11 protein-coding genes, 2 rRNA genes, 1 pseudogene and 1 riboswitch are annotated in these 12744 nt (G+C 38.2%); of the genes and pseudogenes, 13 read left to right on the forward strand and 1 reads right to left on the reverse strand.

Features of this window, described 5'->3' with window-relative positions; genetic code table 11:
• Both ACYFX0_RS21725 and rrf read left to right on the forward strand, forming a co-directional pair.
• Positions 1 to 119 (forward strand): 23S ribosomal RNA (locus tag ACYFX0_RS21725); the annotation flags it as partial.
• Between the two features lie 48 nt (positions 120 to 167).
• Positions 168 to 283: ribosomal RNA gene (gene rrf, locus ACYFX0_RS21730) — 5S ribosomal RNA — on the forward strand.
• Between the two features lie 64 nt (positions 284 to 347).
• On the opposite strand, the pseudogene ACYFX0_RS21735 reads toward rrf, so the two are convergent.
• Positions 348 to 537, reverse strand: a pseudogene (locus ACYFX0_RS21735) (hypothetical protein).
• Between the two features lie 279 nt (positions 538 to 816).
• A riboswitch (purine riboswitch) is annotated at positions 817 to 918 on the forward strand.
• Between the two features lie 110 nt (positions 919 to 1028).
• On the opposite strand from ACYFX0_RS21735, the gene purE reads away from it, so the two are divergent.
• From purE to purH, 11 genes are all read left to right on the forward strand, one after another.
• Complete coding sequence (gene purE, locus ACYFX0_RS21740; RefSeq protein WP_000839367.1) at positions 1029 to 1514, forward strand: 5-(carboxyamino)imidazole ribonucleotide mutase; 486 nt, start codon at positions 1029 to 1031, stop codon at positions 1512 to 1514.
• A complete protein-coding gene (purK, locus tag ACYFX0_RS21745) occupies positions 1511 to 2662 on the forward strand; it encodes a 5-(carboxyamino)imidazole ribonucleotide synthase (protein ID WP_097980831.1) in 1152 nt (383 codons plus the stop codon). The genes purE and purK overlap by 4 nt, the downstream gene beginning before the upstream one ends.
• Complete coding sequence (gene purB, locus ACYFX0_RS21750) at positions 2659 to 3966, forward strand: adenylosuccinate lyase (RefSeq protein ID WP_000625682.1); 1308 nt, start codon at positions 2659 to 2661, stop codon at positions 3964 to 3966. The genes purK and purB overlap by 4 nt, the downstream gene beginning before the upstream one ends.
• A gap of 88 nt (positions 3967 to 4054) precedes the next feature.
• Positions 4055 to 4774, forward strand: coding sequence for a phosphoribosylaminoimidazolesuccinocarboxamide synthase (gene purC / locus ACYFX0_RS21755; RefSeq protein WP_001170545.1), 720 nt, complete (start codon positions 4055 to 4057; stop codon positions 4772 to 4774).
• Positions 4767 to 5021 (forward strand): phosphoribosylformylglycinamidine synthase subunit PurS, encoded by a 255-nt coding sequence (purS, locus tag ACYFX0_RS21760; RefSeq protein ID WP_000278823.1) that lies wholly within the window; start codon positions 4767 to 4769, stop codon positions 5019 to 5021. The genes purC and purS overlap by 8 nt, the downstream gene beginning before the upstream one ends.
• Positions 5018 to 5701 (forward strand): phosphoribosylformylglycinamidine synthase subunit PurQ, encoded by a 684-nt coding sequence (purQ, locus tag ACYFX0_RS21765; RefSeq protein ID WP_000666782.1) that lies wholly within the window; start codon positions 5018 to 5020, stop codon positions 5699 to 5701. Before purS ends, purQ begins: the two co-directional genes overlap by 4 nt.
• A complete protein-coding gene (gene purL / locus ACYFX0_RS21770; RefSeq protein WP_000055594.1) occupies positions 5685 to 7904 on the forward strand; it encodes a phosphoribosylformylglycinamidine synthase II in 2220 nt (739 codons plus the stop codon). Before purQ ends, purL begins: the two co-directional genes overlap by 17 nt.
• A complete protein-coding gene (purF, locus tag ACYFX0_RS21775; RefSeq protein ID WP_000879026.1) occupies positions 7889 to 9304 on the forward strand; it encodes an amidophosphoribosyltransferase in 1416 nt (471 codons plus the stop codon). Before purL ends, purF begins: the two co-directional genes overlap by 16 nt.
• 105 nt (positions 9305 to 9409) lie before the next feature.
• Positions 9410 to 10450 carry a phosphoribosylformylglycinamidine cyclo-ligase gene (gene purM, locus ACYFX0_RS21780; RefSeq protein WP_001262424.1) on the forward strand — a complete coding sequence of 347 codons (1041 nt, stop codon included), beginning with the start codon at positions 9410 to 9412 and terminating at the stop codon, positions 10448 to 10450.
• Complete coding sequence (gene purN / locus ACYFX0_RS21785; RefSeq protein WP_106082280.1) at positions 10447 to 11034, forward strand: phosphoribosylglycinamide formyltransferase; 588 nt, start codon at positions 10447 to 10449, stop codon at positions 11032 to 11034. The genes purM and purN overlap by 4 nt, the downstream gene beginning before the upstream one ends.
• A 24-nt stretch (positions 11035 to 11058) precedes the next feature.
• Positions 11059 to 12594, forward strand: coding sequence for a bifunctional phosphoribosylaminoimidazolecarboxamide formyltransferase/IMP cyclohydrolase (gene purH / locus ACYFX0_RS21790; protein WP_000745400.1), 1536 nt, complete (start codon positions 11059 to 11061; stop codon positions 12592 to 12594).
• Positions 12595 to 12744: the final 150 nt, after the last annotated feature.

Below are 12744 nucleotides of genomic sequence, written 5' to 3' on the forward strand. Positions count from 1 at the left end.
AGATTTCCCATAGCGTAAGCTAGTAAGATCCCTGAAAGATGATCAGGTTGATAGGTTCGAGGTGGAAGCATGGTGACATGTGGAGCTGACGAATACTAATAGATCGAGGACTTAACCATATAATATGTAGCAATGTTATCTAGTTTTGAAGGAATATGCCTTCATAGTTTGGTGATGATGGCAGAGAGGTCACACCCGTTCCCATACCGAACACGGAAGTTAAGCTCTCTAGCGCCGATGGTAGTTGGGACCTTGTCCCTGTGAGAGTAGGACGTCGCCAAGCAAAAACCTAAGTCGTTTCGACTTAGGTTTTTTTGTGTTTATTTTTATTTACCGAATGTTATAATTCATAAATTTAATAACGCTAAAGACGAAAAAAGTTTAAAATAATAGCAATGATTTTTGGTTTTCCTGATTTTTCGAATGCCGCTAAAGTAATACTTAAAATAGGACACATTATTTCTATCATAAGTATATATTTTAAAATTACTGCGATAGAAAAAATAAATAGGATAATAGTATAGTTCTTTCTTTCACGTTTATCCTCCTTAGAAATTAAATCGTTATAATAAAAGTTCTATTGATGTGTAGAATACAAGAGTGTACATATTTTGATTTAAAACATACTGAAGTACTATATAAACGATTATAAGTAAATAGATCTCTAGAAATATATATTCTAATTCCCTTTTCTTCTTGCATATAGTTGCAATTCTTCTTTTGAATATAACTAAAACACGAACGTTATTGACTACTAATAAAAAAACATTCGATTATTTATTGACATCGTTTATGAAATATTGTTAATATAGCCATAGAAACAATAATATAAGACCTCATATAATCGCGGGGATATGGCCTGCAAGTCTCTACCTAACGACCGTTATTCGTTAGACTATGAGGGAAAGTCACTCGGTATTTTTCTATTCACAAGGGATACGTATGCCTGAGTAGAGCGCTTTCTCTCATAGTAAAAGAGAAACTGTTCTATTTCAGGCTTTTTTTATTTGAATCGGGGGGATTCTAATATGAAATCACTAGTTGGAGTCATAATGGGAAGTACGTCAGACTGGGAAACAATGAAATATGCTTGTGACATTTTAGATGAATTAAATATACCGTATGAGAAAAAAGTTGTATCCGCTCATCGGACTCCGGATTATATGTTTGAATATGCAGAGACGGCTCGTGAACGTGGATTGAAAGTTATTATTGCTGGAGCTGGTGGAGCAGCACATTTACCAGGAATGGTTGCAGCGAAGACAAATCTTCCTGTAATCGGAGTTCCAGTTCAATCAAAAGCATTAAACGGCCTAGATTCATTATTATCCATCGTCCAAATGCCAGGAGGCGTTCCAGTTGCAACTGTTGCAATTGGTAAAGCCGGTTCAACAAATGCTGGATTACTTGCTGCACAAATACTTGGATCATTCCATGATGATATACATGATGCATTAGAATTGAGACGAGAAGCGATTGAAAAAGATGTGCGTGAAGGTAGTGAGCTAGTATGACGAGAATCATTTTACCTGGAAAAACGATCGGCATTATTGGAGGCGGCCAGCTAGGAAGAATGATGGCATTGGCAGCCAAGGAGATGGGATATAAAATTGCTGTTTTAGATCCTATAAAGCAATCACCATGTGCACAAGTTGCTGATATTGAAATTGTTGCACCGTATGACGATTTAAAGGCAATTCAGTATTTAGCAGAGATAAGTGATGTTGTCACATATGAATTTGAGAATATTGATTATAGATGTTTACAATGGCTTGAAAAACATGCTTACTTGCCACAAGGTAGTCAGTTGTTAAATAAAACGCAAAATCGTTTTACAGAAAAGAATGCAATTGAGAAGGCTGGGTTACCAGTAGCAACGTATAGATTAGTTCAAAATCAAGATCAGCTTACAGAAGCAATTACTGAGTTATCATTCCCTTCCGTCTTAAAAACGACGACAGGTGGATATGATGGGAAAGGGCAAGTTGTTTTAAGAAGTGAGGCTGATGTTGAGACAGCAAGAAATCTTGTGGATAAAGCAGAGTGTATTTTAGAGAAATGGGTGCCTTTTGAAAAAGAAGTATCCGTTATTGTGATTCGTAGTGTAAGTGGTGAAACGAAAGTATTTCCGGTAGCGGAAAATATCCATGTAAATAACATTTTGCATGAATCTATCGTTCCAGCTCGCATTACAGAAGAGCTTTCTCAAAAAGCAATTGCGTATGCAAAGGTACTTGCGGATGAATTAGAACTTGTGGGAACACTAGCGGTAGAGATGTTTGCTACAGATAATGGTGAGATTTACATTAATGAATTAGCACCAAGACCTCACAATTCAGGACACTATACACAGGATGCATGTGAAACGAGCCAATTTGGTCAACATATTCGAGCAATCTGCAATTTACCTCTAGGAGAAACAAATTTGTTAAAACCAGTTGTCATGGTAAACATTTTAGGCGAACATATAGAAGGGGTCCTAAGACAAGTGAATAGATTAACCGGGTGCTATTTACACTTATATGGAAAAGAAGAAGCAAAAGCACAGCGAAAAATGGGGCATGTTAATATTTTAAATGATAATATTGAAGTTGCTCTAGAAAAAGCGAAGAGTTTGCATATTTGGGACCATCAAGAACAACTGTTGGAGGGAAAAAGATGATTAGTCGTTATACACGCCCTGAAATGGGTGCGATTTGGACGGAAGAGAACAAATTTAAAGCGTGGTTAGAAGTTGAGATTTTAGCTTGTGAAGCATGGGCTGAGCTTGGCGATATTCCAAAAGAAGATGTTAAAAAAATTCGTGAACATGCATCATTTGATATTGATCGTATTTATGAAATTGAAAAAGAAACACGTCATGATGTAGTTGCATTCACTCGTGCTGTATCAGAAACGCCAGCACTAGGCGAAGAACGTAAATGGGTTCATTACGGTTTAACATCTACAGACGTAGTAGATACAGCATTATCTTACATCTTAAAACAAGCGAATGAAATCATATTAAAAGACTTAGAGAACTTTGTAAGCATTTTAGCTAACAAAGCGAAAGAGCATAAATACACAATCATGATGGGAAGAACACACGGTGTTCATGCAGAACCAACAACATTTGGTTTAAAACTTGGTCTTTGGTATGAAGAAATGAAACGTAACGTAGAGCGTTTCAAGCAAGCAGCTGATACAGTTCGCGTTGGTAAATTATCTGGTGCGGTTGGTACATATGCAAATATCGATCCATTCGTAGAAAAGTATGTTTGTGAAAACTTAGGATTAGAAGCAGCACCAATTTCAACACAAACATTGCAACGTGATCGCCATGCTCATTACATGTCAACACTTGCACTAATCGCAACATCTATCGAAAAGATGGCAGTTGAGATTCGTGGTTTACAAAAGAGTGAAACACGTGAAGTTGAAGAAGCTTTCGCAAAAGGTCAAAAAGGTTCTTCTGCAATGCCGCATAAGCGTAATCCAATTGGATCTGAAAATATGACTGGTTTAGCTCGTGTTATCCGCGGTTATATGATGACAGCTTATGAGAATGTTCCATTATGGCATGAGCGTGATATTTCTCACTCTTCAGCAGAACGCGTAATTTTACCAGATGCTACAATCGCGTTAAATTACATGTTAAATCGCTTTGGTAATATCGTTAAAAACTTAACTGTATACCCAGAGAATATGAAACGCAATATGACAAGAACATACGGCTTAATTTATTCTCAGCGCGTAATGCTTACACTAATCGACAAAGGTATGGTACGTGAAGAAGCTTATGATATCGTACAGCCTAAAGCGATGGAAGCTTGGGAAACACAAGTACAATTTAAAGAGCTTGTAGAAGCTGATGAGCGTATTACAAGCAAGTTAACACAAGAAGAAATTAATGAATGCTTCAACTATGAGCATCACATGCAACACGTTGATACAATCTTTGAACGCCTTGGATTAAACGAAGCGTAAAATTTCATATGGCACAGAATAGAGTCATTCTGTGCCATTATTTATAAAAACATTATTCACATTTTTCAAACTACAGGGGGCTTGCGAAATGCAAAAGCTAGAATTGCTGTATGAAGGTAAGGCAAAAAGAATTTATCGTACAGAATCAGCAGATATGGTTTGGGTAGAGTACAAAGATAGTGCGACTGCTTTCAATGGGGAGAAAAAAGAGACGATTACAGGAAAAGGTCGTTTGAACAATGAAATTACAACTTTATTGTTCAGAAAGTTACAAGAAGTGGGAATTAAAACACATTTTGTTGAGAAGTTATCTGAAACAGAACAACTTGTTAAAAAAGTGAGTATTATTCCTTTAGAAGTTGTCACAAGAAATGTAATTGCAGGAAGTCTTTCAAAACGATTAGGAATGGAAGAGGGAACTGTACTTGCAGAACCAATCGTAGAATTTTACTTCAAAGATGATGATTTAGGAGATCCGCTTGTAACGGAAGATCATATTCGTGTATTAAACGTTGCATCGCCAGAGCAAGTAAGTGTATTACGAGATATGGCTCTACAAATCAATCAAGTGTTGATTGATCATTTCGCAAGCTGTCGTGTAAGATTAGTAGATTTCAAATTAGAGTTTGGTGTAACGGAAGAAGGAGAAATCATTTTAGCGGATGAAATTTCACCAGATACTTGCCGTTTATGGGATGAAACGAGCAATGAAAAGTTTGATAAAGACGTATTCCGTCGTGATCTTGGAAATTTAACAGAAGCTTATGAAGAGATTTTAAAACGTTTAGGGGGAATTTCACATGTATAAAGTTAAGGTATATGTAACATTAAGAGAAAGCGTATTAGATCCACAAGGAACAGCAGTAAAAGGAGCACTTCATAGTCTTTCATTTACAGAAGTACAAGACGTTCGAATCGGAAAGTACATGGAACTAACAATTGATAAATCTGTATCTGATTTAGATAGCAAGGTAAAAGAAATGTGTGAAAAACTATTAGCGAACGTTGTAATGGAAGACTTCCGTTATGAAGTTGAGGAGGTTGTCGCACAGTGAAATTTGCCGTAATAGTATTTCCGGGTTCGAACTGTGATGTCGATATGTTCCATGCAATTAAAGATGAGCTTGGCGAAGAAGTAGATTACGTTTGGCACGATACAGAGAATTTAGATGAATATGATGCAATTCTACTACCAGGTGGATTTTCTTATGGTGACTACTTACGCTGCGGTGCTATTTCTCGCTTTGCTAATGCAATGAAAGCAGTGCAAAAAGCTGCTGAGCAAGGAAAGCCGATTTTAGGTGTATGTAATGGATTCCAGATTCTTGTTGAATCAGGATTACTACCAGGAGCGTTAATGAGAAACGAAAACTTAAAATTTATGTGTCGCACTGTTCAGTTGCGTGTTGAAAATAATGAAACGATGTTTACATCACAATATGAAAAAAATGAAATAATCAATATTCCAATCGCTCATGGTGAGGGGAATTACTATTGTGACGAAGAGACTCTTAAACAATTAGAAGAGAATAATCAAATCGCATTCCGTTACGTAGAAAATCCTAACGGTAGCGTTTCAGATATTGCTGGTATTGTAAACGAAAAAGGAAATGTACTTGGTATGATGCCACATCCAGAGCGTGCTGTAGATGAATTACTTGGCGGTGCTGAAGGGTTAAAAGTCTTTCAATCTATCTTAAAACAGTGGAGGGAAACATATGTCGTTAATGCTTGAACCAAATCCAACACAAATTAAAGAAGAGCGTATATATGCGGAAATGGGGCTAACAGACGAAGAGTTTGCCATGGTTGAAAGGATTTTAGGTCGTCTGCCAAATTATACAGAAACAGGATTATTCTCTGTAATGTGGTCTGAACATTGTAGTTATAAAAATTCAAAACCAGTTCTTCGTAAGTTTCCAACGACAGGTGAGCGTGTTCTGCAAGGACCTGGAGAAGGTGCTGGGATTGTAGATATAGGTGATAATCAAGCAGTTGTATTTAAAATGGAAAGTCATAACCATCCTTCAGCTATTGAACCATATCAAGGAGCTGCAACAGGTGTTGGTGGTATTATTCGTGACGTATTCTCTATGGGAGCACGTCCGGTAGCTCTATTAAACTCACTTCGTTTCGGTGAATTACAGTCACCACGTGTGAAATATTTATTCGAAGAAGTAGTAGCAGGAATTGCAGGATACGGTAACTGCATCGGTATTCCGACTGTTGGCGGCGAGGTACAATTTGATCCATGTTATGAAGGAAATCCACTTGTAAATGCAATGTGCGTAGGTTTGATTAATCATGAAGACATTAAAAAAGGGCAAGCGCACGGTGCTGGTAACACAGTAATGTACGTAGGGGCATCGACTGGTCGTGACGGTATTCACGGTGCAACATTCGCGTCGGAAGAACTATCTGAAAGTTCAGAAGCGAAACGTCCAGCGGTTCAAGTAGGGGATCCATTTATGGAGAAACTTCTTATTGAAGCGTGTTTAGAATTAATTCAATCTGATGCACTTGTTGGAATTCAAGATATGGGTGCGGCTGGTTTAACATCATCTTCTGCAGAAATGGCAAGTAAAGCAGGAATGGGTATTGAAATGTACTTAGATGATGTACCACAGCGTGAAACAGGAATGACACCATATGAAATGATGCTATCTGAATCACAAGAGCGTATGTTAATTGTTGTGAAAAAAGGTAGAGAACAAGAAATAGTAGATTTATTTGAGAAGTATGGTCTTGCAGCAGTTACGATGGGGAAAGTAACAGAAGATAAAATGCTTCGTTTATTCCATAAAGGTGAAAAGGTAGCTGAAGTTCCAGCAGATGCTTTAGCAGAAGAAGCACCAATTTATCATAAGCCATCAAAAGAAGCAGCATACTTTGCTGAATTCCAAGCAATGAAAATGGAAACGCCAAAAGTAGAAAATTATAAAGAAGCGTTATTCGCTCTATTACAGCAACCAACAATTGCAAGTAAAGAGTGGGTATACGATCAATACGATTACCAAGTTCGCACAAGTACAGTTGTGACACCAGGTTCAGATGCTGCAGTTGTACGTGTACGCGGTACAGAAAAAGGATTAGCAATGACGACAGATTGTAACTCTCGCTACATTTATCTAGATCCAGAAATGGGCGGTAAAATTGCAGTAGCAGAGGCAGCGCGAAATATCGTATGTTCTGGCGGGGAGCCACTTGCAATTACAGATTGCTTAAACTTCGGTAACCCAGAAAAACCAGAGATTTTCTGGCAGATTGAGAAATCAGTAGACGGTATGAGTGAAGCTTGTCGCACATTACAAACACCAGTTATCGGCGGAAACGTATCGATGTATAACGAGCGTAGTGGCGAAGCTGTATATCCAACACCAACTGTTGGGATGGTCGGACTTGTACATGACTTAAAACATGTAACAACACAAGAGTTTAAGCAAGCTGGCGATTTAGTTTATGTAATCGGTGAGACGAAAGCTGAGTTTGGCGGAAGTGAATTACAGAAAATGATTCACGGTAAAATCTTCGGGCAATCACCAAGTATCGATTTAGATGTAGAATTAAAACGCCAAAAACAAGTATTAGAAGCAATTCAAGCTGGTCTTGTTCAATCTGCACATGATGTTGCTGAGGGTGGTTTAGCAGTTGCGATTTCAGAAAGTGCAATTGGTGCTAAAGGCTTAGGTGCTACTGTGAAATTAGATGGAGAAGCAACAGCAGCATTATTCGCTGAATCACAGTCTCGCTTCGTGATTACTGTAAAACGTGAAAATAAAGAGGCGTTTGAGAAAGCGGTAGAAGCAATCCAAGTTGGAGAAGTAACAAGTACAAATGAAGTAACAATTCATAATGAAGAAAATGAAGTATTACTTACAGCAAATGTAGATGAAATGAGAAAGGCTTGGAAAGGGGCAATCCCATGCTTGCTGAAATAAAGGGGTTAAACGAAGAATGTGGCGTTTTCGGAATTTGGGGGCATGAAAATGCAGCACAAGTTTCATACTACGGATTGCACAGTTTACAGCACCGTGGACAAGAAGGCGCAGGCATTGTCGTAAATAATGGTGAGAAAATTGTCGGTCACAAGGGGTTAGGTTTAATATCAGAAGTGTTTTCAAGAGGCGAGCTAGAAGGATTAAATGGAAAATCAGCAATCGGACATGTACGATATGCAACAGCTGGTGGAAGTGAAGTTGCTAACGTTCAACCATTGTTGTTCCGTTTTTCTGATCATAGTATGGCGCTAGCTCATAACGGGAATTTAATTAATGCAAAAATGCTTCGCCGTGAATTAGAGGCAGAGGGAAGTATTTTTCAAACAAGTTCAGACACAGAAGTACTTTTACATCTTATTAAACGTAGTACGAAAGACTCTTTAATTGAAAGTGTAAAAGAGGCTCTGAATAAAGTGAAAGGTGCGTTTGCGTATCTTTTACTAACTGGAAATGAAATGATCGTTGCGTTAGATCCAAATGGATTCCGTCCGCTTTCAATTGGAAAGATGGGGGATGCTTACGTTGTAGCATCTGAAACATGTGCTTTTGATGTAGTAGGTGCAACATACATTCGCGATGTAGAACCTGGTGAATTACTTATCATTAATGATGAAGGAATTCACGTAGATCGTTTTACAAACGATGTAGAACATGCGATTTGTAGTATGGAATACATTTACTTTGCACGACCAGATTCTAATATTGCTGGTGTTAACGTTCATGCAGCGCGTAAAAATATGGGAAAACGTTTAGCAGCGGAAGCTCCTATTGAAGCGGATGTTGTTACTGGTGTACCAGACTCTAGTATTTCAGCAGCGATTGGCTATGCGGAGGCAACAGGCATTCCGTATGAATTAGGATTAATTAAAAATCGTTACGTTGGACGTACTTTTATTCAGCCTTCTCAAGAACTGCGTGAGCAAGGGGTTAAGATGAAGCTTTCAGCAGTAAGAGGTGTAGTGGAAGGGAAACGAGTTGTTATGATTGACGATTCTATCGTAAGAGGAACGACAAGTAAACGAATTGTTCGTATGCTTCGTGAAGCTGGAGCGACAGAAGTTCACGTAAGAATCGCTTCACCACCTCTTAAGTATCCATGTTTTTATGGCATTGATATTCAAACGAGAAAAGAATTAATTGCAGCAAATAATACAGTAGAAGAAATCCGTGAAATGATCGGAGCAGATTCTTTAACATTTTTAAGCGAAGATGGATTAGTAGATGCAATTGGGCGTCCATATGAAGGGAAATATGGCGGTCTATGTATGGCTTATTTTAATGGGGACTATCCAACAGCTCTTTATGATTATGAGCAAGAGCTTTTAGAAAGTATGAAATAAGAAAAGTGAAAAAAGCTTCTACTTCTTTTGATGTAGAAGCTAGCTCCTTTCTTAAAATAGCCCGCCCTGGATGGGGAGAAATTAAAAGACGAGGTGTAAATAACGATGGCGAATGCATATAAGCAAGCAGGAGTAGATATTGAAGCTGGATATGAAGCGGTATCTCGCATGAAAAAACACGTACAAACAACTATGAGAAAAGAAGTACTAGGCGGTTTAGGCGGTTTTGGAGGTATGTTTGATCTATCAAAATTTGCATTAGAAGAACCTGTATTAGTATCTGGAACAGATGGCGTGGGAACGAAATTGATGCTCGCTTTTATGGCAGATAAACATGACACAATTGGTATTGATGCAGTAGCAATGTGTGTAAATGATATTGTTGTCCAAGGAGCAGAGCCGCTTTTCTTCCTTGATTATATTGCTTGTGGTAAAGCTGAACCTAGTAAAATTGAAAACATCGTCAAAGGTATATCAGAGGGCTGTCGCCAAGCTGGTTGTGCATTAATCGGTGGAGAAACAGCTGAAATGCCAGGAATGTATTCTACGGAAGAATATGATTTAGCTGGTTTTACAGTTGGGATTGTTGATAAGAAGAAAATTATAACAGGTGAAAAAATTGAAGCTGGTCACGTGTTAATTGGCTTAGCATCTAGCGGTATTCATAGCAATGGTTACTCTTTAGTACGAAAAGTGTTACTAGAAGATGGAGAACTATCTTTAGAGCGTATTTATGGTCGCTTAGAGCTACCTCTTGGTGAAGAATTATTAAAACCAACGAAAATTTATGTCAAACCTATTTTAGAACTATTGAAGAAACATGAAGTATACGGTATGGCGCATATTACAGGTGGCGGATTTATTGAAAATATTCCACGCATGTTGCCAGAAGGAATCGGTGCTGAGATTGAACTAGGATCTTGGAAAATTCAGCCGATCTTTAGTTTACTTCAAGAAGTTGGAAACCTGGAAGAGAAAGACATGTTCAATATTTTTAACATGGGTATTGGTATGGTAGTGGCAGTAAAGGAAGAAGATGCAAAAGATGTTGTTCGTCTTCTTGAAGAACAAGGAGAAACGGCTCGTATTATTGGACGTACTATACAAGGAGCTGGTGTTACTTTTAATGGGGGCACAGCACTATGAGTAGATTAGCGGTTTTTGCTTCTGGAAGCGGATCTAACTTTCAATCTCTCGTTAATGCGGTAGAAGAAAAAAGATTGGATGGAGAAATTAGTTTATTAGTATGTGATAAACCAGAAGCACGCGCTGTTGGTCGGGCACATTATCATCATATTCCGTGTTTTGCTTTTTCAGCGAAAGCATATGAGTCAAAAGAAGCGTTTGAAAAAGAGATATTAAAGAAGCTAGAAGAATATGAAATTGACTATGTTATTTTAGCTGGATATATGCGTTTAATTGGGCCGACGTTACTAGAAGCATACGGCGGGAAGATTATTAATATTCATCCATCATTACTACCGAGCTTTCCGGGTAAAGATGCTGTCGGTCAAGCATTAGAAGCAGGTGTGAAAGTAACTGGAGTAACGATTCATTATGTAGATGCAGGTATGGATACAGGGCCAATTATTGCGCAAGAAGCAGTAGTTGTTTCTGAAGGGGATACGAGAGAAAGCTTACAAAATAAAATTCAACAAGTTGAACATAAATTATACGTAAATACAGTGAATCAAATTGTTCAGTCTGTGAAAGAATCAACTGTTAACTAACATACAACCAGGGGTGAAAGATAAATGAAAAAGCGTGCATTAGTAAGTGTTTCAGATAAAACAGGAGTAGTAGAATTTGTTAAAGGATTACTAGAACAAGGGATTGAAGTTATTTCAACAGGTGGTACGAAAAAGTTACTAGAAGCAAACGGCTTACAAGTAATTGGTATTTCTGAAGTAACTGGTTTCCCTGAAATTATGGATGGCCGTGTGAAAACATTACATCCAAATATTCATGGTGGTCTATTAGCAGTTCGTGATAATGAAACACACGTAACACAAATGAATGAATTAGGTATTCAGCCAATTGACTTTGTTGTTGTTAACTTATACCCATTTAAAGAAACAATCGCTAAGCCTGATGTAACATTTGCTGATGCAATTGAAAATATTGATATCGGTGGCCCGACAATGATTCGCTCTGCTGCGAAAAATCATCAATTCGTATCTGTAATTGTAGATCCAGTAGATTATGATGTTGTATTAGCAGAACTAAAAGAGAACGGCGAAGTAATGGATGAAACGAAACGTAAACTAGCAGCGAAAGTATTCCGTCATACAGCAGCATATGATGCGCTAATTTCTAACTATTTAACAGAGCAAATGGGTGAAGAAAGTCCAGAAACATTAACTGTGACATTCGAGAAAAAGCAAGACTTACGTTATGGCGAGAACCCACATCAAAAGGCAACTTTCTATAAAGCGCCATTCGCAGCAACTTCTTCTGTTGCATACGCAGAACAATTACACGGTAAAGAATTATCGTATAACAATATTAATGATGCAGACGCAGCGCTCAGCATCGTAAAAGAATTTACAGAACCAGCAGTAGTAGCAGTAAAACATATGAATCCATGTGGTGTTGGAGTAGGAACTGATATTCACGAAGCATATACTCGTGCTTATGAAGCAGATCCAGTATCAATCTTCGGCGGTATTATTGCAGCAAATCGTGAAATTGATAAAGCTACAGCAGAAAAGTTACACGAAATTTTCTTAGAAATCATTATTGCACCTTCTTTCTCAAAAGAAGCTTTAGAAGTATTGCAAAGTAAGAAAAACTTACGTCTACTAACTGTAAATATTGAAAAAGCGACAAGTGCAAGCAAAAAACTAACTTCTGTACAAGGTGGGCTTCTCGTTCAAGAGGAAGATACGTTATCATTAGATGAAAGTACAATTTCAATTCCAACGAAACGTGAACCTTCAGAGCAAGAATGGAAAGATTTAAAACTAGCTTGGAAAGTTGTAAAGCATGTGAAATCAAATGCAATTGTTTTAGCGAAAGATGATATGACAATTGGTGTCGGTGCAGGGCAGATGAACCGTGTAGGTTCTGCAAAAATCGCAATTACACAAGCTGGTGAAAAAGCACAAGGTAGCGCACTTGCATCTGATGCTTTCTTCCCAATGCCAGATACATTAGAAGAAGCAGCAAAAGCAGGAATTACAGCAATCATTCAACCGGGCGGATCAATCCGTGATGAAGATTCTATTAAAGTGGCGGATACGTATGGGATTGCTATGGTGTTCACTGGCGTACGTCATTTCAAACACTAATAGAGGATGTTTAAAAGGTCCGGTCGAGATAACCTTCGCAAGTCGTCGTTGCAATGCCAGTGCGGTACTCATGTAGGAAAGCTACACTCCGTGTCCTCCTGGCAAATGCGCCTAGACCAGCTCGGTTCTCTCGATCCTCCTTTTAAACTT

It is taken from the genome of Bacillus sp. NEAU-Y102, assembly GCF_054788175.1.

Bases quoted from the DNA above. Each gene is read 5' to 3' on its own strand.
- purN (WP_106082280.1), top strand. From the start codon at position 10,447: ATGAGTAGATTAGCGGTTTTTGCTTCTGGAAGCGGATCTAACTTTCAA.
- purL (WP_000055594.1), top strand. From the start codon at position 5,685: ATGTCGTTAATGCTTGAACCAAATCCAACACAAATTAAAGAAGAGCGT.
- purE (WP_000839367.1), top strand. From the start codon at position 1,029: ATGAAATCACTAGTTGGAGTCATAATGGGAAGTACGTCAGACTGGGAA.
- purS (WP_000278823.1), top strand. From the start codon at position 4,767: ATGTATAAAGTTAAGGTATATGTAACATTAAGAGAAAGCGTATTAGAT.
- purB (WP_000625682.1), top strand. From the start codon at position 2,659: ATGATTAGTCGTTATACACGCCCTGAAATGGGTGCGATTTGGACGGAA.
- purM (WP_001262424.1), top strand. From the start codon at position 9,410: ATGGCGAATGCATATAAGCAAGCAGGAGTAGATATTGAAGCTGGATAT.
- purH (WP_000745400.1), top strand. From the start codon at position 11,059: ATGAAAAAGCGTGCATTAGTAAGTGTTTCAGATAAAACAGGAGTAGTA.
- purC (WP_001170545.1), top strand. From the start codon at position 4,055: ATGCAAAAGCTAGAATTGCTGTATGAAGGTAAGGCAAAAAGAATTTAT.
- purK (WP_097980831.1), top strand. From the start codon at position 1,511: ATGACGAGAATCATTTTACCTGGAAAAACGATCGGCATTATTGGAGGC.
- purF (WP_000879026.1), top strand. From the start codon at position 7,889: ATGCTTGCTGAAATAAAGGGGTTAAACGAAGAATGTGGCGTTTTCGGA.